The 20,099-nt window shown below is 62.0% G+C and carries 18 protein-coding genes; 5 read left to right on the plus strand and 13 right to left on the minus strand.

The features are described from left to right. Window positions 1–2 precede the first annotated feature (2 nt). Genes JET14_RS15890 through JET14_RS15905 form a run of 4 tightly spaced genes read right to left on the minus strand, consistent with a single transcriptional unit; the run spans window position 3 to window position 3,504 of the window. A complete protein-coding gene (locus JET14_RS15890) occupies window positions 3–1,076 on the minus strand; it encodes a C4-dicarboxylate TRAP transporter substrate-binding protein (protein ID WP_200334750.1) in 1,074 nt (357 codons plus the stop codon). 24 nt (window positions 1,077–1,100) lie between these two features. Then, window positions 1,101–1,499: a YciI family protein gene (locus JET14_RS15895; RefSeq protein ID WP_246750346.1), complete on the minus strand. Its 399-nt coding sequence runs from the start codon at window positions 1,497–1,499 to the stop codon at window positions 1,101–1,103. A 41-nt stretch (window positions 1,500–1,540) separates the two neighbouring features. Continuing rightward, on the minus strand, window positions 1,541–2,686 hold the full coding sequence (locus JET14_RS15900) for a CaiB/BaiF CoA transferase family protein (RefSeq protein WP_200334752.1): 1,146 nt from the start codon (window positions 2,684–2,686) through the stop codon (window positions 1,541–1,543). 11 nt (window positions 2,687–2,697) lie between these two features. After that, window positions 2,698–3,504, minus strand: coding sequence for a citryl-CoA lyase (locus JET14_RS15905; RefSeq protein WP_200334754.1), 807 nt, complete (start codon window positions 3,502–3,504; stop codon window positions 2,698–2,700). A gap of 224 nt (window positions 3,505–3,728) precedes the next feature. Between JET14_RS15905 and JET14_RS15910 the strand changes: the two genes are divergently transcribed. The 5 genes from JET14_RS15910 to JET14_RS15930 all read left to right on the plus strand — a co-directional run bounded on the left by JET14_RS15910 (window position 3,729) and on the right by JET14_RS15930 (window position 8,668). After that, entirely contained in the window at window positions 3,729–4,550 is an 822-nt protein-coding gene (locus JET14_RS15910) for an IclR family transcriptional regulator domain-containing protein (RefSeq protein ID WP_246750347.1), read from the plus strand. Between the two features lie 43 nt (window positions 4,551–4,593). Further along, entirely contained in the window at window positions 4,594–6,066 is a 1,473-nt protein-coding gene (locus JET14_RS15915; protein ID WP_200334758.1) for an amidohydrolase family protein, read from the plus strand. 90 nt (window positions 6,067–6,156) lie between these two features. Then, window positions 6,157–7,017 (plus strand): extradiol ring-cleavage dioxygenase, encoded by an 861-nt coding sequence (locus tag JET14_RS15920; RefSeq protein ID WP_200334759.1) that lies wholly within the window; start codon window positions 6,157–6,159, stop codon window positions 7,015–7,017. Further along, a complete protein-coding gene (locus JET14_RS15925; RefSeq protein ID WP_200334760.1) occupies window positions 7,014–7,385 on the plus strand; it encodes a hypothetical protein in 372 nt (123 codons plus the stop codon). The genes JET14_RS15920 and JET14_RS15925 overlap by 4 nt, the downstream gene beginning before the upstream one ends. 164 nt (window positions 7,386–7,549) lie before the next feature. After that, window positions 7,550–8,668: a glycoside hydrolase family 88/105 protein gene (locus JET14_RS15930; protein ID WP_200334761.1), complete on the plus strand. Its 1,119-nt coding sequence runs from the start codon at window positions 7,550–7,552 to the stop codon at window positions 8,666–8,668. A 49-nt stretch (window positions 8,669–8,717) separates the two neighbouring features. Here JET14_RS15930 and kdgR read toward each other — a convergent pair whose 3' ends face one another. The 9 genes from kdgR to JET14_RS15975 form a co-directional block, all read right to left on the minus strand. Continuing rightward, window positions 8,718–9,512 (minus strand): DNA-binding transcriptional regulator KdgR, encoded by a 795-nt coding sequence (gene kdgR, locus JET14_RS15935; RefSeq protein WP_200334762.1) that lies wholly within the window; start codon window positions 9,510–9,512, stop codon window positions 8,718–8,720. Between the two features lie 250 nt (window positions 9,513–9,762). Next, complete coding sequence (locus JET14_RS15940) at window positions 9,763–10,854, minus strand: ABC transporter ATP-binding protein (protein WP_138748120.1); 1,092 nt, start codon at window positions 10,852–10,854, stop codon at window positions 9,763–9,765. A 16-nt stretch (window positions 10,855–10,870) separates the two neighbouring features. Beyond that, a complete protein-coding gene (locus JET14_RS15945) occupies window positions 10,871–11,641 on the minus strand; it encodes a carbohydrate ABC transporter permease (protein WP_246414095.1) in 771 nt (256 codons plus the stop codon). Between the two features lie 142 nt (window positions 11,642–11,783). Further along, window positions 11,784–12,677, minus strand: a complete 894-nt coding sequence (locus JET14_RS15950) for a carbohydrate ABC transporter permease (RefSeq protein WP_200334765.1) — start codon at window positions 12,675–12,677, stop codon at window positions 11,784–11,786. A gap of 61 nt (window positions 12,678–12,738) precedes the next feature. Further along, window positions 12,739–14,019, minus strand: coding sequence for an ABC transporter substrate-binding protein (locus tag JET14_RS15955; protein ID WP_200334767.1), 1,281 nt, complete (start codon window positions 14,017–14,019; stop codon window positions 12,739–12,741). 90 nt (window positions 14,020–14,109) lie between these two features. Next, the gene (locus tag JET14_RS15960; RefSeq protein ID WP_200334769.1) at window positions 14,110–15,393 is read right to left on the minus strand and encodes an ABC transporter substrate-binding protein; all 1,284 of its coding nucleotides are present in this window, start codon (window positions 15,391–15,393) and stop codon (window positions 14,110–14,112) included. A 284-nt stretch (window positions 15,394–15,677) separates the two neighbouring features. Continuing rightward, complete coding sequence (locus tag JET14_RS15965) at window positions 15,678–18,332, minus strand: alpha-L-rhamnosidase (protein WP_200334770.1); 2,655 nt, start codon at window positions 18,330–18,332, stop codon at window positions 15,678–15,680. Window positions 18,333–18,362: 30 nt separating this feature from the next. Further along, window positions 18,363–19,031, minus strand: a complete 669-nt coding sequence (locus JET14_RS15970) for a GntR family transcriptional regulator (protein ID WP_200338132.1) — start codon at window positions 19,029–19,031, stop codon at window positions 18,363–18,365. 45 nt (window positions 19,032–19,076) lie between these two features. Beyond that, entirely contained in the window at window positions 19,077–19,967 is an 891-nt protein-coding gene (locus JET14_RS15975) for a dihydrodipicolinate synthase family protein (protein ID WP_200334771.1), read from the minus strand. Between the last annotated feature and the right edge of the window lie 132 nt (window positions 19,968–20,099).

Genomic DNA, 20,099 nt, shown 5'->3' on the forward strand with positions numbered 1-20,099 from the left:
CCCTACTGGTCCCAGTCGCGCATCGGCGTCTCGCCGCGTTCGCGCAGACCGTCCATATAGGCGCTCAGGAATTCGCGTGCGGGAAGTCCCTGCGCTTCCAGGTTATCCGCCCATTCACCGGCAAGGTCCGGCAGCATGGCAACCCAGGCCTCACGTTCCTCCTCGGGCATTTCGACGAGGGTCACCGGCGGGTTCTGGTCGGCGCCGAGTTCCACCATCGCCTGAAGGGCCGCCTCATGGCCTTCCAGCAACTGCTTGCCGTGGGCGGCCGTGTAATATTTGCCGGCCTCGATCATCGCGTCCTGGACTTCCGTCGGCAGCGTGTCCCAGATATCGCGGTTGATGGCGAGCGCGCCGGAGAAGGACACGGCCGCGTCAAAGCGGTTGAGATAGGGCGCGACCTCATAGAGCTTCGCCGGCTTCGCGCCGAGCGCAAGCGTCAGCACGCCGTCGGAAACGCCGGTCTGGATGTCCGTGTAGAAGGTGGTCAGCGCGCCGTCGACGGCATTGGCGCCGGTTCCGCGCAGCCAGGTGCCGAGCACGCCGGGGGCGGAGATCTTCATGCCCTCGATATCGGCGATGCCCTCGATCGGCTCCTTGGTGTAGATGTCGTACATGTCGGTTCCGGTGAGCCCCAGAACCTTCAGATTGTACTGTTCCCACTCCTCGCGGAAGGCCTCGTTGTTCTCCATCAGGTCTTCCATCACCTCCAGCTGAAGCTGCGGATTGGCGGTGGAGAACAGCGCATAGCTCGTCGCCTGGCTGAGCGGCAGCTTCGCCGGTTCCAGCAGCGAAAAGACCCAACCGATATCGGTGATGCCTTCCTCGACGGAAGACAGCGTGGCATTCGCCTTGTAGAGCTGGCCGCCAAAGGCCTCGTTCCAGTTGATCCTGTAATCGCCGGTCTCGGCGAGGATCTCATCGGTCTTGGCCATGAAGTGGGTCTGGATCATGCCCACCCACGGGATCACCGTCGGATGGCTGGAGGCCACCGTCAGGTTGATGGTTTCCTGCGCGAACAGCGCAGACGGCATCGCCACCATGGCGACGGTCGTCAGTCTCAGAAAATTACGCATGTTTTCTCCTCCCGAAAGATGCGTTCAGTCGATCACGAATGTCTGCGTCGAATAGTCGAGCCGGACGGAAACCCGGCCCTCGTTGATCATCCAGGGGCGCACCCTGAAACGCCGCGCTCCGGCCTTGTGCATGGGGTCGTTGCGCGCGATCTCCGTTGCCGCCTCCACGCTTTCGGCGCGGATGACCACCATGCCCTCGCCTGCCCAGCGCTCGCCGTCATCGGAGAACAGCGGGCCTGCGGCATAGAGCACGCCGTCCCGTTCCAGCCCGACCTGATAGGCGAGATGGGCCTCCATGTTTTCAAAAACCGGCCCCATGCCGTTGGTCGCTTCGGTGAAGATGGCGAACAGTTTTTTCTGCAGCATGGCCTTGCTGGCCTCCATCACGGCTGCTGCCGGAACCGTCTCTTCTGTCTCTTGCATGCCGGTCACCTCCTCCCTCTGTCCGCGACGAAATGCGCGCGTCAGCCCGCCTTGCGGCGGGCAATCTCGGCGCGTATTTCCGCACCGTGTTGGTCAAGCAATGGCGGCGCGACAATGTCTGTCTCAACCTGCTCGTCGAAGCTGTAGGGCGGTCGCACCGTCTTGGTCTTCCCCTTTTCGGGGTGATCCATCTCGACGGCGATCTTCAGATGCTGCGCCTGCGGATCATCGAGCGCTTCATCGGAATCATAGGCCGGCGCGTGGGGTACCCCTTCCTCAAGCAGCTTTTCGCACCATGCGTCGCGCGTCATCGACTTGAAGACGGGCGTCAGGATCTCGATGAGGTCGTCCTGATGCTGGATGCGCTCCAGCCGCTCGGCAAAACGGGGGTCGTCGGCAAGCTGCTCCTGCCCTGTCGCCTTCAACAGCCCTTCCCAGAATTTCGCCGGCGAGGACATGTGGATCGCCACCCATTTGCCGTCCGAACACTCGAATGTGTAGCTCTGCGAAACGGTCGGCCGAGAGAGCGGGCCCATGATCTCATCCACGGCGAAATAATGCGTGAAGCTGTCGAGGTTGAAATGGGTCATGGCCTCCAGCATCGAGATATCGATGCGGCGGCCCTTGCCGGTGCTTGCGCGCTCCAGAAGCGCGGCGAGAATCGCCATCGCCGCATATTGCCCGGTGAGCGCGTCGGCAATCGCGGGGCCGATGACCCGCGGATTGGTCGGCGGCGTCACAAGCCGCAGGAAACCGCTGGCCGCCTGGGCCACGGTATCAAAGGCCGGGCGGTCGCGCGCCGGGCCCGACTGGCCGAAACCGGAAATCGCGCAATAGATCAGATCGGGTTTGACCTTGCGCAGGTCAGCTTCGCCAACGCCCAGACGTTCGGCAACGCCGGGCCTGAAGTTCTGGATGAAAACATCGGCTGTCGAGACGAGATCACGCAGAAACGCCAGTTCGTCCGGTTCCTTGGTATCGATCGCGATCGAACGCTTGTTGCGATTATAGGTCTGGTAATGCGGCGAATAGAGACCGCCTTTGAAGGCGCGGAAGGGATCGCCTGCTCCCGGACGCTCCACCTTGATCACATCGGCGCCGAGATCGCCGAGATGCATGGCGGCGGCCGGCCCGGTGATATAGGTGCCGAGTTCGACAACCCTGATATTCTTGAGAATCTTGACCACTCGGCTTCTCCCTATTCCGCGTTCATGTTCTTGGGTTTCTCGCCGTCATATTCGATCGCAAGATCCGCCTTGTGCGACATGATGAAACCGATGGAACGCCGGCTCTCTTCCAGAAGGTGCGCGGAAAGACCGGCTGTGCGGGCGAGGATCGGCACCGCCTTCAACGCGTCGACCGGCCAGCCGGCATCAAGGATTGTTGCCGGGATGGCGCCGGACACATTGATTGGCAGCGGACGGTTGACGATCTTCGGCGCGACATCCGCAAGCACGCGAAGCGCTTCGATATAGCGGCCGGCAATGCCCTCCTCGTCGGCGATCGCAAGCAGCCTGTTGGCACGCGGATCACCGGCCGAATGCTGGGGATGGCCAAGGCCCGGCACCTTCTGGCGTTCGGCCTTGAGCTGGGTCACGGCCTCCGTCGCCGCCTTCTCAATGTCGCCGTCAATCCGGTCGGCCGCTTCGACAACGGATACGAGAAAACGACCGGCCTGTTCGGAAGAGCCGGCGACCACGCTGCCCATGCCGAGAATGCCGGCCGCCATCGCGCCCTGCCAGGCATCGGGCCCCGCGGCAAGCGTCATGCGCGCGGCCTGGACGCTGGGGACGAGACCATGCTCGGCAATGGCGACAAGGCAGGAATCCATCATGCGGCGCTGGGCGGCATTCGGCTTTTCACCGGTCACGAGCAGCCAGAAATAGTCGCTGAAATCGATTTTGCCGATCAGTTCGTTGCACAGGTCATGGCCGCGCACGGTGATGCTGTCTGCATCGGATTCAGCAATTGCAGTGAAGGCGCCGTCTTGTTTTCCAATTCGCACAACAAACTCCCTTTTCGGTATGCGAAATAATTTCCTCTTGCCGAAATCGTAGAGAGCAATTAGTCTAGCGTCAAGTTGAAAGCGCAATGCCCGGTCAGGAGGATCGGCAAGCCGCCTTCATCGGGAGGAAGATCAGGTCCCGTACGGAGGGAATGAGCCTTGTTTTCATTAAGCGGCTCACCCACTCTGGCGCCTTAGGGATCTTGTTCTTGAGGAAAACTGACGTGGCTGAAATTCTGAAATTCGTCGAAGACAGCGACAGGCCTGCCGAATTCGTGGAGGCGCTTGCCAAGGGGCTTGCGATCCTCGAATGCTTCGACGCCGCCCATTCCGAGATGACGCTGAGCGAGGTGGCGCGCCGCGTCGGCCTTTCGCCGGCAGCCGCCCGCCGCAGCCTGATCACGCTGCAGACGCTCGGCTATGTCGGCCAGACCAACAAGCATTTTCACCTGCGTCCCAAGGTGATGACGCTGAGTTCGGCCTTCTATTTCTCCGCTCATATCGACGAGGTGCTGCAGCCCAATCTGAGGGCGCTGGTCGAACAGTTCGGCGACGCGTCTTCTGTGGGCACGCTGGACGGCGATCATGTGATCTATGTCGCCCATGTCTCTGTGCAGCGCGCCCGCCGCGCCGCCGCCGTCATCGGCGCGCGCTATCCGGCAGGCGCCACCTCGCTCGGCCGCGTGCTTCTCGCCGGACAGTCCGACGAAGCGCTGGAACATTATCTTCAGACCGCCAAGCTTGAGGCGCTGACCTCCAAGACGGTCACCGACCCCGTTGTCCTGCGCGAAAAGATCATGGCCGTCCGCGCGGATGGTTATGCGACGACCGTCGACCAGCTCGACTACGGCATCACCGCGCTTGCGGTTCCCATCAGGAATTTCGAAGGCCGCACGATCGCGGCGCTTAACACCTCGGGCTACACCGGCATGGTGACGCCCGAAAGCATGATCGCGGAACGACTGCCCGCGCTCAGGGAAGCGGCATCGCATATCGCGCATGCCATGAGCCGGTATCCGGTTCTGCAATCGACAATGGGAACCTGACCGAGGGACAGGTTTTCCGCGCAGGTTCAAGGGAGGAGAAACCATGTGCAGGCTTTGTGACATTTCCAGACGCCATCTGCCCTACCCGAACTTCGGACCCACGGGCGGCGGCATGGGCGTATCGGCGTACGCCACGCCTGTTGCCGAGGGTGTACCGGAAGCATGCGGCCGTGAAGGCCAGCGCACGCTGATCAAGAACGGCATCATCCTCTCCATGGATGACAGCGTCGGCGACTTCGAGAAGGGCGATATCCTGATCGAGGGATCGCGCATCATCGAGATTGCCGAGACCATTTCGGCGGATGACGCCATCGTCATCGATGCTTCCGGCAAGATCGTCATGCCCGGCTTCATCGACACGCATCACCATCAGTTCGAGACCGCGCTGCGCGGCCAGCTCGCAAACGCCATCCTCATCAATGACGGCCTGCCGGCGAACGCCCAGAATTACTACGAGACCGTGCTGCAGTCCTTCTCCCTCGTCTACCGACCGGAGGATGTCTACATCAACGAACTCTTCGGCGCGCTGTCGCAGCTCGATGCCGGGGTGACGACGGTGATGGATGTGAGCCAGATCCACCACTCTCCCGCCCATTCGGATGCCGTGGTCTCGGCGCTGAAGGATTCGGGCCGCCGTTCCGTCTTCGGCTATTTCGAGGGCTGGGGCGATGACGCGCAATATCCGGGCGACGCGGCGCGGCTGCGCGAGCAGTATTTCTCCTCCGATGACCAGTTGCTGACCATGATCATGGGCGGCGAGATCTACCTGCCCTTCCACGAGCAATCCTGGAAGGTCGGGCGCGACCTCGACCTGCCGATCGCCCTCCACGTCGTCGGCACGTTCGGCATGCAGCCGACCTTCGACGGGCTTGGCGCAAACGGCGCGTTCGGCGAGGACAATATCTTCATCCACATGACCGGCATGTCGGATGACGGCTGGAAATATGCCCGCGACGCCGGGGCCCATATCTCGCTGTCCGTGCCGATCGAGATGCAGATGCGCCACGGCACGCCGCCAATCCAGAAGGCCATCGACTATGGCATGAGCCTTTCGCTCTCCACCGACGTGGAATGCACGATGACCGCGGATTTCTTCACCCAGATGCGCGCCATGGTCACCATGCAGCGCATGTTCGCCAATGAAAAGGCGCTGGCGGGCGAGGAGTACCCCGCCCTTCTGACCGCCCGCCAGGCGATCCGCGCGGCCACGATAGGCGGCGCGGAGGGTCTGAAGCTCGACCGCCGCACCGGCTCGCTGACGCCGGGCAAGGATGCCGACATCATCCTGCTCGACGCCGAGGCGCTCAATGTCGCGCCGCTCAATAATGTGCCCGGCACGGTCGTCACCCTGATGGAGCGCTCGAATGTCGACAGCGTGCTGGTGGCGGGCAAGGTGCGCAAATGGCAGGGCAAGCTCGTCGGCGCGGACATCGCCCATCTGCGCGGCGAACTGGAAAAAAGCCGCGACTACATTTTCGAAAAGGCCGGGATTGCCCGCTCGCTGTTCGGCGACTGAGGCCCGGCCGGAAACGAGGAAATGGCACCCGCGATAACCCTTGATTGAGGGCGCGCGGGCGCGAGAGGACATCCGCAAGAGGAGAGAGCATTGGCAAAACTCGTTGCAACACTGGCGTCGACCCACCATCCCTTCTATCTGAAGGCGACCACGGCGCCGCCCGAACAACAAATGCCCGAGGCGCCGACATGGAAGCGCAAGATCGAGGCTTACCGGGAGACGCTGGCAAAGGCGGAACCGGATGTTCTTGTGATGATCGGCTCCGATCATTTCCACCAGATCTTCCTCGACAACTGCCCGCAATTCCTGATCGGCAAGGCGGAGCGTTATGACGCGACCTTCTATAACGAAGAGCGCGAATTCGGCATTCCGAAATATGTGCTTGAGGGCGACGAGCCCATGTCGCGCTTCATGCACCAGCACCTGATGAACCAGAACTTCGATTTCGCCTTTTCCAACGAGCTGAAGATCGACCATTCGATCATCTGCCCGATCATCACCGTCAGGCCGCAGAATGATCTGCCGGTCGTGCCGATCTACACAAACATCTTCGCGCCGCCCCTGCACACCCCGAAGCGGTTCTATGAAGTCGGCCGCGCGATCCGCAAGGCGATCGACGACTACCCGTCCGACAAACGCGTCGCCGCGATCGGCACGGGGCATCTGTCGCTCGAGCTCGGCGGCCCGCGCCAATTCATGGAAACGGGGCCGGATCCGGAATTCGACCGGCAGGCGATCGAATGGCTGAAGAGCGGCGATATCGACGCTATTCTCGAAAACGTCACCCATGAGAGCATGGCCCAGAGCGGCAATGCCACCCATGGCTTCCTGAACTTCATCCTGATGCTTGGCGTGGCCGGCCCGGAAGGGGCGGACTATGTCGACAATCTCGACCTGTTCCACACCATGGAAGCCTATTTCACCTGGTATCCCAAGGAGGCCGCGGCATGAGCAAATATTACGTCAACAAGTTCCTCTATACGGTCGACCGCGACCCGGAACTCTTGCAGCGCTATATCGACGAACCGCGCACCTTCGTCGCCACCTGGGAACAGTCGATCGGCCCGAAGCTTCTGGGCAATGACGTGGAAGCCTCGACGGTGCACAGCCTGACCCATGAAGAGCGGGAGGCGCTGGTCAACCATGACTATCAGGCGCTGTTCGAGATGGGCGCGCATTTCTTCCTCAACCTGACGCTCTTCATCGGCATCTATGACGAACCCTATATGAACAGGAGCGGCCCGCTGTCGTTCCAGCGGGAAATGGCCGCAAAGCTGCAACACTGGCGCGGCAAGGACTATCCGAGCGTCGAAACCTGAAGCGCCTCTTCCATCCTCCTGCATGACTTGCCGGGCGCAGACGGGATGCGCCCGGTCTTTTTGTTCTTCGCAGGACGCATTTCAGGCGCTGCGGCGTTGCCGCCTCCGGCCAATTATGCTCTGTGAGGCGAGGGAATGAGGCATGTGAAATCCGGGAGGACTGAATGGATCCGCTTCTTCGGCGCAAGGAACACTTCATCGAGCGCGACGCGGTCTGCGCGCTGATCGAAAAGCTTGCCGACAATCTCGTCAACATCAAGGACGAGACAGGCGAATTCCTGCTGAGGCTGGAGGACGGTCGGGTGATCGACACCAAGGGCTGGGCCGGCTGGGAATGGACCCACGGCATCGGCCTTTACGGCCTGCTGAAATACCGGGAGATGACCGGCAGCGCGCTGGCGCTCGACATCATCACCCGCTGGTTCTCCGATCGTCTGGCCGAGGGCACGCCGACGCGCAACGTCAATACGGTCGCGCCCTTCCTCACGCTCGCCCATCTTTACGAAGAAACGAGAAATCCGGTCTGGCGTCCCTACCTGGAGAGCTGGGCCGAATGGGTGATGCATGACATGCCGAGAACCGAGGACGGCGGCATCCAGCACATCGTCTACAATTCGGTCAACCACCAGCAGATGTGGGACGACACGCTGATGATGACCGTGCTGCCGCTCGCCAAGATCGGTCTCGTGCTCGACCGGCCCGACTATATCGAGGAGGCGAAATACCAGTTCCTGATCCACACCCAGTATCTTGCCGACCGCAAGACCGGGCTCTGGTATCACGGCTGGACCTTTGACGGGAACCACAGCTTCGCCAATGCGCTCTGGGCGCGCGGCAACAGCTGGGTGACCATCGCCATTCCCGAATTTATCGACATGCTCACGCTTCCGGAAAGCGATCCGGTCGCCCGCCACCTGATCGCCACCTATCGTCGCCAGGCGCGCATGCTGAAGGAGACACAGGCCCCGTCGGGCCTCTGGCACACGCTGATCGACGATCCTGAAAGCTATGAGGAAGCGTCAGCCGCCGCTGGCTTTGCCTACGGCCTCCTGAAAGGCGTGCGGATGCGCCTGATCGGCCCGGAATACCTCGAAACGGCAGAACGCGCCGTCAAGGGCGTGGTCGACAATATCAGCGATGACGGCGAGTTGCTGAACGTCTCCTTCGGCACCGCGATCGGCGCGGACCTCGACCACTACCGGGAGATCAAGCTTACCTCCATGCCCTACGGCCAGGCGATGGCGATGTTCTGCCTCAGCGAATATCTCCGGCAATACCTGTAGGGCAATGCCGGCAGGAGCGGGAGCGAAGCCCCCGCTCGCCTGAATGGCGTCAGGCGCTTTCGGCGACGTAACCGAGTGCCTGCGAGACGTCATGGGTCGCCGTTTTCAAGAGCGCGACATAGTCATCCTTGCGGGCCTCGTCGAAGCGAAAAAGCGGGAAGGCGATGCTGATTGCCGCAATCGACTTGCCCACATGGTTGAGCACAGGTGCGGCGATGCAGCGCACGCCCGCCTCGCTCTCCTCGATCTCCTCCGCATAGCCGCCGGCGCGGACCGCGAGGAGCTCCTCGCGCAGCACCGCCTTGTCGGTTATCGTGTTGGGGGCGGTCACTTCCATCTGCATTTCCGCCAGCCTTTCCGCGATCTCCTCGTCGTCGCGGAAGGCAAGAAGCGCCTTGCCAAGCGAGGTCGAATGCAACGGATTGCGTTTGCCGAGCGTGGAGTTCATCGACAGGCTGTAGGTTGAATCATACTGGTGGATATAGACGACGCGCTGCTCGCGCCCGTCGAGGATGCCGAGATTGATCGATTCCCCCGTGGCGCGCGACAGCCGGCCCATGGCCTTGTCGGCAACGCGCAGGATGTCGGCCTGGCTTTTCATCGTCTGGGCGGCGAGGCTGAACAGGCGCGGCGTCAGTTCGTAGCGTTCGCTGTCTTCATCCTGCGCCACATAGCCGAGCTCCATCATCGTATGCAGCAGGCGGTGCGTGGTGCTTTTCGAGGTCATGGCGCAATGGGCGATCTCTGCCAGGGCGGCGCTGCGGCTTTCCGCCAGCGTCTCCAGCACCGCAAAAACCTTAAGGACGGCGGCCACATTCTCCGTTTTCGGCCTGTTGTCTTTCACTGCAAGTCCTCCACCACCTGTCGCATCCGTCCAATGCCGCTCGTCGCAATGCCGGGCAATGCCTTTTGTCAATTCGGGGACGCAGAGCTTTTAGTGTCTACCTGTCCCCCTGCCTAGCCTCAGAGACCGTGCAGCGACAAAATACCTCAACCTGCGGAAGAAGACTCGCCTCCGAAGCCTCGCATGCGCCGGGCAGCGAGCCGGTGACCATCTTCCGCAGCCGGGTCGGGCCAGCCCGGCATGTCGGCTATCAGACGAAGAGCGCCTCCTCAGTGTTGATGCGCTGGCCGTCCGCATCGAAGAGATGCTGATCGCCCGGATCGAAACCGACGCGGACCGTCTCGCCGACGCGATGCCTTTCCATCTGATGGGTCTGGAAAATAAGCGTCTTGCCGGATGGAAGATCGACGTGAACGATGGTTTCGCTACCGAGATATTCGATGATGCGCACCCGCCCCTCTGTCTGGATCGCGCCGCTCTCCGGCTTGATCGCCTCAGGCCGCACGCAGACCGTGACGCGGCCATGGTCTTCGGAAAGCCCCGGCGGCAGCGGATGGGTTCCGAAATCATCGAGATCAAGCCTGCGTTCGGAGCCGGAGCCAGTAACCGTCGCCTCGATCATGTTGATCTTCGGCGAACCGATAAAGCCGGCGACGAAAAGGTTTGCGGGTCTCGTGTAGAGTTCTTCCGGTGTCCCGACCTGTTCGATCTTGCCGGCGCGCAGCACCACGATCCGGGTCGCAAGCGTCATCGCCTCCACCTGGTCATGGGTCACATAGATCATCGTCGTCTTCAGCCGCTCGTAAAGGCTTGCCAGTTCGACGCGCATCTGCACACGAAGCTCGGCATCGAGGTTCGACAGAGGCTCGTCGAAGAGGAAGAGCTGCGGTTCGCGCACGATCGAGCGACCGATCGCGACACGCTGTTTCTGTCCGCCGGAGAGCTGGCGCGGTTTTCTGGCCATAAGCGGCTCGATCTGCAGGATGCGCGCCGCCTCGTCGACGCGGCGATCGATCTCGGCGCGGTCCATCTTCAGGTTCTGCAGACCGAAGGCGAGGTTCTTCCTGACACTCATATGCGGATAGAGCGCATAGGACTGGAACACCATGGAAAGCTCGCGCTTGGAGGCGGGAAGGTCATTCACCACCTTGCCGTTGATGGCAATCGTGCCATCGGTAATCTCCTCAAGACCCGCGATCATGCGCAGGAGCGTCGACTTCCCGCAGCCCGAGGGGCCCACGAGGACGAGGAACTCGCCGTCATGGATTTCCAGGTTGAGGTCGTGCATCACCGACAGCGTGCCGTAGGACTTGCCGACTTTTCTGAGTTTGAGTTCAGCCATTTTGTTCAGCTCCCACTTACTTCATGCCCGATGTCGCGATGCCGCGAACGATGAGTTTCTGGAAGGCGATGAAGAAGATCACCACCGGCACCAGCGACAGCACCGACATGGCGAACATCTGCCCGAAGGCGGACTTGCCCTCCTGGTCGATGAACAGCCTGAGCGCCAGCGGCACGGTGTAGTTCTTGATGTCATTCAGATAGATCAGCGGCGCCAGGAAGTCCTCCCAGACCCAGATCATCGAGAAGATGGCCGATGTTGCCAGCGCCGGCAGCGACAGCGGCAGGATCACGGCCCAGTAAATCTTGAAGGCCGAACAGCCATCGATCTGCGCCGCCTCGTCAAGCTCGCGCGGGATCTGCCGGAAAAACTGCACCATCAGGAAAATGAAGAAGCCGTCGGACGCCAGGAAGCGCGGCACGATCAGCGGCAGGTAGGTATCGACCCAGCCGAGCTTCAGAAACATCACATATTGGGGGATCAGGACGACGTGATAGGGGATCATCAGCGTCATCATCATCAGCCCGAAGAACAGCCGTTTTCCGGTGAATTCCAGCCGCGCGAAGGCATAGGCCGCGAAAGAGCAGGAAAACAGGTTACCGAGGACCGACAGCACCGTGACGATGGTCGAGTTGCGGTAGAAGATCGAGAAGGAAACGGGCAGCGCCTCCCATCCTCCGGTGTAGTTGCTCCAGTTGAAGGTTGACGGCCAGAGGCCGAGGCTTCCGAAGATCTCGTTTTCCGGCTTCAGCGAAGACGCCAGAAGCCAGAGCAGCGGATAGAGCATGATGAACGAGAACACGATCAGGAAGATATGCTTGAACAGCCGCGCCCGCCGCGCCCGCTTGTTCTTCGCCAGCCGGTATTCATGCGCGACGCGGGCCGCCTCGTCGCGCTCGGCCTCCAGTTCCGTCTCGGCCAGCGCGGCCTCAGTCGCGTTCATTTTCATAATGCACCCAATATTTCGAGGTCGCGAAGGCAAGCGCGGTGAACAGGCCGATGATCACCAGCAGCACCCAGGCAAGCGCCGAGGCATAGCCCATGCGGAAGAACTTGAAGGCCTCGTTGAAGAGATAGACGGTGTAGACCAGAAGGCTGTCGGCCGGCCCGCCAGTGCCGTTCGAGATGATGAAGGCGGGCGAGAAGATCTTGAACGCCTCGATGATCTGCAGCACCAGATTGAAGAATACGACCGGCGCCAGCATCGGCAGGGTGATGGCGTAGAACTTGCGGAAGCGCGGCGTCCCGTCGATATCCGCCGCCTCGTAAAGATCCTTCGGAATGCCGCGCAGCCCTGCCAGGAAGATCAGCATCGGCGCGCCGAACTGCCAGATCGCCAGCACGATCAACGTGTAGATCGAGGTTGAGGGATTGGTGATCCAGCCGATGCCCTGAATGCCGAAGACGGCCAGCACCTGGTTGACCACGCCGTCGATCGAAAACAGCTGCCGCCACAGGATCGCAATCGCGATGGACGCGCCGAGCAGAGACGGCAGGTAAAAGATCGCGCGATATAGTCCGATCGTCCTGAGCCCCTTGTCGAGCAGCATGGCGACGCCGAGCGCCATGATCAGCCGGAGCGGAACGGCGAAGACCACATAATGGAAGGTGACTTCCAGCGTCTTCCAGAACCGGCGGTCGCGGGTGAACATGTAGATGTAATTGTCGAGCCCGGTCCAGCGCGGGTCGCCGACCATGTCATAGCGCGTGAATGACAGATAGAGCGAGACCAGGATCGGACCGATGGCGAGCAGGAAGAACCCGATCAGCCAGGGCGCCAGGAACATGTACCCGGAAGCGTTGCGCGCTTTCGTATTCTTCATCGAACCACTCTTTCAGACGTGAAGAGCCGGTCCCCGACGCAAAGCGGGGACCGGTCCTTGATCAGCGGGCGCGATCGATGATCGCCTGGGCATCGTCAACGAACACTTCGGCCGCCTGCTGCGGCGCGATGTCGCCGAGCACCACATTGGTGGCGGCGCGGATGAAGGCATCGCGCACTTCGCCGGCGCCCTTCGGCTCGGGCGGCGGCAGCGGGCCGACCTTGTCCTGGATGGCGTTGAAGTAATCCACCGAGACCTTTTCGGCCGGCGTGAAGTCGGGCGCCAGCGCCGCACGGACGTCCGGATTGGCCGGGATACCGCGTTCCAGGCCGAGGATCTTGGTCGCCTCCGGATTGTTGATCCAGTCGTTCATGTACATGATCGCGGCTTCCGGATCCTCGCTGTCGCGCGTCAGGCTCATGAACATCGAAGGCTTGATGAACTGGCCGGGATCGCCGCCTTCCTTGTGCGGCACCATGGCGGCGCCGACCGGGTCCTGCATCAGCGCCTGAACGCCGACGATCTGGTTCGACCAGAAATTGGAGATCGCGGTATCGCCTGCGACGATGCCGACGTCGGACATCGGCAGGTTGGCATCAAGCGACTTGTCTGCGGAGCGAAGGACGCCGGCGTCTCTCAGATCGCGCCAGAACTGCCAGTAATCCGCGATGATATCCGGCGTGACGGTGACGTCGCCCTCGGGCCCGAAGAAACTGCTGCCGTTCTGACGGATCCAGACTTCGCAGACTTCGAGAACCACCGAGCAGTCGTCGGAGCCCTTGACCTTGCCGCCGGTCGCCTCGGTGATCGTCTTGCAGACATCGGCGAACTGGTCCCAGGTCCAGTTGATCACATCCGTGTCGGCAACACCGGCTTCCTCGAAGATCGTCTCGTTGTAGACGAAAACCTGGCTGTTGGAGCCGATATTGAGGGCGTAAAGCTTGCCGTCGACCATGCCGCCCTGCAGCGGCCCCTTGTCGAAATTCGAGAGATCAAGGCCGTTGCCGATGAAGGGATCGAGCTCCTGCAGCGCGCCGCGACGCACATATTCGAACAGGAAGCGGTAGTCCATCTGCACCAGGTCGGCCATGTTGCGGCCCGCGGTCTGGGTGGCCATCTTGGTCCAGTAGTCGCCCCAGCCGATGGTCTCGCCCGACACGGAAATGCCAGGATGGTTCTTGTCAAAGACCTCGATCACCTCAAAGGTCCGCCTGTCGCGCTCGGGATTGCCCCACCAGAAATGGCGGATGCTGCGGTCCTGGGCAAGGGCCGGCAGCGGCAGGCCGGCGGCCAGCGCCAGTCCGCCCGTGGTGGTCAGAAATTTTCTACGTGAAACGGCCATAAACTCCTCCTTTTCATGGCAACGATGACCCAGTGAGAAAGGCGTCGGAACGCCGCGGGGTCAGGCAGTTTTTTTCGGGTAAACGCGCGCTCACATACGCGCGCGCTCAAGAATAGCCGTCGCGTCCTCCACAAAGCGCGCGGCTCCGTCTTCGGGCGAAACGTAGCCCAGGACGACATCTGTGCCCGTCCGCATGAAACTGTCCCTGACCTCTCCGACCCCTTTCGGCGCAGGATTGGGCACGGGTCCGACCTTGCCCTGAATGCCGGCGTAATAATCGACGACCTTGGCTTCGGTATCGGAGAGCACCGGCATCAGCGCGTCGCGTCCCATGGCGCTCGGCGGAATACCGCGATCGATACCCAGTACCCGGATGGCATCCGGGCTCGACACCCAGTCATTGATATAGGCAAGCACGGCATCGATATTCTCGGCATCGCGGGAAATCGAGAGGTACATCGACGGCAGTATATACTGTCCGTATGCCATGCCGGCGCGGCGCGGCACCATTGCCAGACCGACGGGGTCCTGCATCAGGCTTTGAACGGCCACGGCCTGATTGGCATAACGGAAGGTGGTCGCCGTGGTGCCGCTGACGATGCCGAGATCGCTCATCGGCTTGTCGACACGCACCGTCGCGTTCGGGCCCTCGATAATGCCCGCCTTGCGCAGGTCGGTCCAGAACCGCCAATAGGACCCGACGTCCTCGGCCGTCACCTGAAGCTCGCCGTCCTTCGAATAGAGATCATGGCCATTTTCGCGGCCCCAGACCTCGAAATTCTCGATATAAAGCGATAAATCCTCGCTGCCGGTGACGGCTCCTTCCGTCGCATCCGTAATCTTCTGGCAGGCATCGGCGAATGTATCCGTCGTCCAGCCGAACCTGTCGAACGCAACGCCCGCCTCGTCAAAAACGCGCTGGTTATAGGGAATAACCTGGCTCGTCGCGCCGATATTGATACCATAGAGCATCCCGTCGACCATGCCGCTATCGAGCGCGCCTTCGTCATAGAAGCCCACATCGATGCCGTTTCCGAGATAGTCATCGAGCGGGACGAGCGCGCCGCGCTGAACATATTCGTGCAGGTAGATATAAGGCATCTGCACAATGTCAGCCATGTTCCGGCCGGCCGTCTGCGTCGCCATCTTGGCCCAGTAATCTCCCCAGCCGATGGTTTCGCCGGACACCGCAATATCGGAGTGGGCCTGCTGAAACCAGTCGATATAGGCGAAGGTGCGCCTGTCGCGCTCCGGATTGCCCCACCAGAAGTGGCGGATGCTCTTTTGCTGCGCCCAGGCCGGAGCAGCCGGCAAGCCGGCGCCAAGCGCCAAGCCGCCCGAAACCGTCAAGAAAGTCCTGCGAGAAACAACCATAACCCCTCCCTTTTGGAACGCACGGCAGCCACCGTCCCGTCGTTCAGCCGACCCACCGCTCCTCCCGGCGGGCCTTGTCCGACGTCATCCGTTCCAGCTTGGCCGCAAATTCAAACATGCGAACCATTTTTTTTGAAACGTCATTCCGTTTTAAATTTACACCACAGGAATTGACCGAATGCAAGTCGAAACTCGGCCTCTCCGGGGTTCGCTTGCATGCGGCAAGTTTTCGAACCCTGCGCTTGCCGCCATCGCGCGGACAGAAGCGGCGCTCGGAAAAAAGATCAGCCGGGAAGGACGAAACGGAAGCGGTGCGCGCCGGAAGCGAGGCGAAGATGACGCCCCGCAAACGGCGCATCGTCGACTGTCACGGCGCCAAGCCCCTCGGGCAGCTCGACATCCGCCGTGACGGAGGGCGGCAGGACCAGTTCCCATGCGCCGCTCTCTCCGTCGATCCGCCAGCGGCTTTCCACCGTGCCCGTGCGCGCCTCGTAGGCTGCCGTCACGTGGCCGATGCGGCGGTCGAAAACCGGGCGCGCCATGACGTGGGCGTAGCCCGGTCCCGCCTCGCTCCAGTCGATGCCGGCAAGGCGCGACCAGATCCACTCGCCGACCGCGCCATAGGCATAATGGTTGAAGGAGTTCATGTTCGGGCTCTGGAAGCCGCCTTCCGGCGTCCATCCGTCCCAGCGCTCCCAGATCGTCGTCGCTCCGTGGGCAATCGAAAAGCCCCAGGAGGGATAGGTTTCCTTCAGCAGCAGATCGACCGCGCGCGCCGGCCCGATATGATCGGCAACCACCGGGCAGACATGGCGCACGCCAAGAAAGCCGGTCTGCAGGTGCCAGTCCGCCGCCTCGAAAAGCGCCTTGAGACGAGAGGCCGCAGCCCCGCGCAGGGCCTCGGGCAGGATGGCGAAGTCGAGCGCCAGCAGATAGGCCGTCTGCGTATCGGAGATCAGCCTGCCGTCGCGCCAATAAGCCTCGACAAAGGCCTTTCGCAGGCGCGCGCCCAATGCCGTCCAGCGAGCCCTGTCCCGCCCGGTCACGCTCGCGATCTTCTCCATCAGATCGGCGAGATGCACCCAGTAGGCGCTCGCCACCAGGAAGGGATCGGTCTTCGGGCCGACGTTCAGCCAGTCGCCGTAATTGTTGTTGTTGCGGTTGATGCGCAGGCCGTCCGGATTGGCGGCCTCGATATAGTCCATCCATGCCACGAAACGATCATAATTTCCGACAAGGAGATCCCGGTCGCCATAGCGCATGAAATGATGCCAGGCCATGATGATTGGCGCATCGCCCCAGCCGGGCGCGCCGGGCTGGGGGGTCAGCCGATAGGGATTGAGCGGCTTGGTCGGCGCGACATCGGGAAAGGCCCCTTCCGGCGACTGTCCGTCGGCAAGATCCACCATCCATTTGTTGAGGAAGGCCTCGACATCCATGTTGTAGCCGGCCGTGCGCCAGAAAACCTGTGCATCCGCCGACCAGCCATAGCGCTCGTCGCGCTGCGGGCAATCGGTGGGAACGGAAAGGAAATTGCCGCGCTGGCCCCAGACGATATTCGACAGAAGCTGATTGACCAGCGGGTTGCCGGTTTCGATCCTGCCGCGCACCGGCGTGTCGGTCTGGATGGCGATCGCGGTGATTTCCGGCTCGCTCTCCGCCGCGCCCTCGATGACGAGACCCGCATACTGGAAGCCCCGGAAGGTGAAGCGCGGCTTGAACGCCTCCTCGCCCTTGCCCCCGGCGATGTAGATATCCTCGTTCACCGCGTAGCGCATATTGTCGAGGTAGAGCGCGCCATCCTCGGCCAGCCGCTCGGCAAAGCGCAGGCGGAAGACGGTGCCTGCCGGAGCCTTCACCCTGAGTTCGGCATAGCCGGCAAGGTTTTGCGAGAAATCATAGATCCGCATGCCGCCCTTTTCGTGGAGGAAGCGACCTTCGAACCGCGCCACCTCGCGGGCGGGCTGCACGCGCTGTGCATCAATGAGCGGCGCGCCGGGCTCGGGGATGAAGGCCTCGACCGGTTGCCAGGCGGCCGCATCGAAACCGGCCTTGTCCCAGCCCTCGATCTCGAGGCGCGCATCATAGGCCTCACCGGCCAGGAAATCGCTGTAAAGGATCGGGCCTTGCGCTGTCTGCCAGCTTCCATCGCTGGTGATCTTCTCCACGCGCCCATCGGCATATTGCAGGTGGATCTGGCATTTGAAGGCCGGGCGGCCGCCATAGTGATTGCCGGCGCGACGCTGATTGTGGCCGATGCGACCGGAATACCAGCCCTCGCCGAGGATCACGCCGATAACATTTTCGCCGGCAGCGAACATGTCCGTCACATCGAAGGTCTGGTATTCGACGCGGGTGTGGTAATCCGTCCAGCCCGGCGCCATCACATGGTCGCCAACGCGGGCGCCGTTGATGAAAAACTCGTAGAGACCGAGCGCCGTCACATAGGCAAGGACGCGCACCGGCTTTTCGTCCAGTGCCACGGCCCGGCGCAGATAATCGGCAGGCCGCGCCTGAAACCGGTTGTCGTAGCGGTTGCCCTGCGGCACGTCGCGGCCGGCGGGCAGCACAAAATAGCGCGCTATCCACTCCGCTTCCCAGTCCTCGGCCCGAAGCCCGGTGAAAAAACGGACAGGCGGAGCGAAACCCGAACCCTGCCCGTCCTCGTCCCAAAGCGCGACCGACCACCAGACGGCGCGGTCGGAGGCGGGCGGCGCGCCGTCCCAGACCATCCCCGGCCAACTGCCCTCTCGCCTGCCGCTGTCGAAGAGGTCGCCCCGCCCCTCCGCCAGGTCATCAAGGTTGCTGCCCGCGACCACCCGGAAGGCCTGTTGCGCCTTCGCATCGCCGCTCAGGGTCCACGAAAACCGCGGCAATTCGCCGTTCAGCCCGCTTGCGTCCTCAAGGGCCGCAACGCGCAGGTTCAAGGGTTTCAGCATCTCTCTGCTCCCCGGATTTCGTGAATGATCTCAAAGTTGAAGCGCGCGGTTTCGGGCATTGCGCACATGCTTGTCCATCGCATCGATGGCGGCGATTCGGTCGCGTTTCTGGATGGCGTCGATCACCGCCAGGTGATCGCCGAAGGCTTCCGGCAGCACGGTCTCGTTGAGCCGTATCCGGTCGAGCTTGATCAGGCGCATGCGGATGGCGTTGATGTTGTAGGCATTGCGCAAAAGCTCGTTGTCGGTGGCGGAGATCAGCAGGTTGTGGAAGCCGGTATCGATCTCCTGGCCGCGCGCCAGAAGCTCCGGCGTCGGCGCCTTTTTCACCGCCTCGACGATATCCATATGCAGCTTCCGCTGACTTTCAAGCACGGTGTCGGACATCTCCCTGACCGCGTGGATCACCGCCTCGCGCTCAAGGGCCGCGCGCATCTGGAACGTGTTGCGAATCATCGACAGGTCGATCGCCGGAATCAGGATGCCGCGCTGCGGCAGCACGCTGACGAGCCCCTCGGCCTGAAGCCGCGGCAGAAGCTCGCGCAGCGCGCCGATCGAAAGGTTCAGCATGTCCACCAGCGCACGCTGGGAGACCATCTGGCCGGGCCTGAGCTGCCCGCTCATCAGCGCATCCTGAAAAAGGTCGTAGGCGGCGTCCTTGACGCCCGCCTGACCGGCCTCGGCCGCACCCTGTTTCATCACGCCCGTTCCTCCTTGCTTTCCCACCACGCCGAAGCATGCGTCTCATCCGGCAACCGGCTCGTCCGCGACGCGAACCTTCTGCATGACGTCCGAACCGGCCGGCGAAAGCGGCGGCACCGTTCGGCGGAAGGCATCGTCGCCGCGCATTTCCGCAACCAGCGCCTTCAACGCCGTGGCGCCGCCATGCGCATCCACGGCCTCGATCCGCCGACTGGCCCGAACGCGCAACGCATCGGTAACCGGCCCGGAATAGAGCCTTACTGTATCAGCGGGATAGGGATTTGTCATACCACCGATCATACCAGCGCCGCCGGCGGCAACCATTTCCGGCAGGATCCGGTCATCGCCGGTGAAGATCGACAATTGCGGAAAAGCCTCGATCAGCTTCAGGCCGTCGGCAAGGTTGCCGGTGGAATCCTTGATGCCGATGATGCGTTCTCCGAACCGCTCCAGCATGACCTCGACCAGCGGCACGTCGAATGTGACGCCGGAAAAGTGCGGGAAATTGTAAAGCACGATCTCGATATCCGGCGATCCGGCCCGCCTGATCATCGCCTCATAGAAGTCGGCAACCGCCTCGTTCGAGGACGGCGTGTAATAATAGGGCGGGATCACCAGCGCCGCGCGTGCGCCGACGTCCGCGATCGCCGCAAGCATGCCGCCGGCCTCATCGACGGCAGAGGCAACAACGCCCGGGATATGGCGTTTCATATCCATTCCGGCTGCGGCGAGCGCGCGCAAGGCGGCCGCCTTCTGACGGGTCGAGAAGGAAGCCCCCTCGCCCGTCGTGCCGAATTCGGAAACGAATGAACAGCCTTCGGCAAGCACGAATTCCATATGCGACTTGAGGCGCTGAACGTCGATTTCAAATTCGGGCGTCACCGGCGTGACGCACGCCCCCACAACGCCTCTGAGATCACTGTCCGCCAGCATGATATTCCTTTCCGCATATTGGTCAGATGCTTTATCCGACAACTGATACAATCAGTATTTACATCAGTGATCGAAACCCGTAAAGTCCATTTTACCCGCCGGGACATTTTGCTACATGAGGAGCCCGGCTGA

It is taken from the genome of Martelella lutilitoris, assembly GCF_016598595.1.
Lineage (GTDB): Bacteria > Pseudomonadota > Alphaproteobacteria > Rhizobiales > Rhizobiaceae > Martelella > Martelella lutilitoris_A.

Excerpts from the sequence above, each read along its gene's own strand:
- JET14_RS15895 (WP_246750346.1), bottom strand. The coding sequence starts at position 1,499 with ATGCAAGAGACAGAAGAGACGGTTCCGGCAGCAGCCGTGATGGAGGCC.
- JET14_RS15915 (WP_200334758.1), top strand. The coding sequence starts at position 4,594 with ATGTGCAGGCTTTGTGACATTTCCAGACGCCATCTGCCCTACCCGAAC.
- JET14_RS15950 (WP_200334765.1), bottom strand. The coding sequence starts at position 12,677 with ATGAAGAATACGAAAGCGCGCAACGCTTCCGGGTACATGTTCCTGGCG.
- JET14_RS15970 (WP_200338132.1), bottom strand. The coding sequence starts at position 19,031 with ATGAAACAGGGTGCGGCCGAGGCCGGTCAGGCGGGCGTCAAGGACGCC.
- JET14_RS15975 (WP_200334771.1), bottom strand. The coding sequence starts at position 19,967 with ATGCTGGCGGACAGTGATCTCAGAGGCGTTGTGGGGGCGTGCGTCACG.
- JET14_RS15925 (WP_200334760.1), top strand. The coding sequence starts at position 7,014 with ATGAGCAAATATTACGTCAACAAGTTCCTCTATACGGTCGACCGCGAC.
- JET14_RS15965 (WP_200334770.1), bottom strand. The coding sequence starts at position 18,332 with ATGCTGAAACCCTTGAACCTGCGCGTTGCGGCCCTTGAGGACGCAAGC.
- JET14_RS15945 (WP_246414095.1), bottom strand. The coding sequence starts at position 11,641 with ATGCTCTATCCGCTGCTCTGGCTTCTGGCGTCTTCGCTGAAGCCGGAA.
- JET14_RS15960 (WP_200334769.1), bottom strand. The coding sequence starts at position 15,393 with ATGGTTGTTTCTCGCAGGACTTTCTTGACGGTTTCGGGCGGCTTGGCG.
- JET14_RS15930 (WP_200334761.1), top strand. The coding sequence starts at position 7,550 with ATGGATCCGCTTCTTCGGCGCAAGGAACACTTCATCGAGCGCGACGCG.
- JET14_RS15955 (WP_200334767.1), bottom strand. The coding sequence starts at position 14,019 with ATGGCCGTTTCACGTAGAAAATTTCTGACCACCACGGGCGGACTGGCG.
- JET14_RS15940 (WP_138748120.1), bottom strand. The coding sequence starts at position 10,854 with ATGGCTGAACTCAAACTCAGAAAAGTCGGCAAGTCCTACGGCACGCTG.
- JET14_RS15890 (WP_200334750.1), bottom strand. The coding sequence starts at position 1,076 with ATGCGTAATTTTCTGAGACTGACGACCGTCGCCATGGTGGCGATGCCG.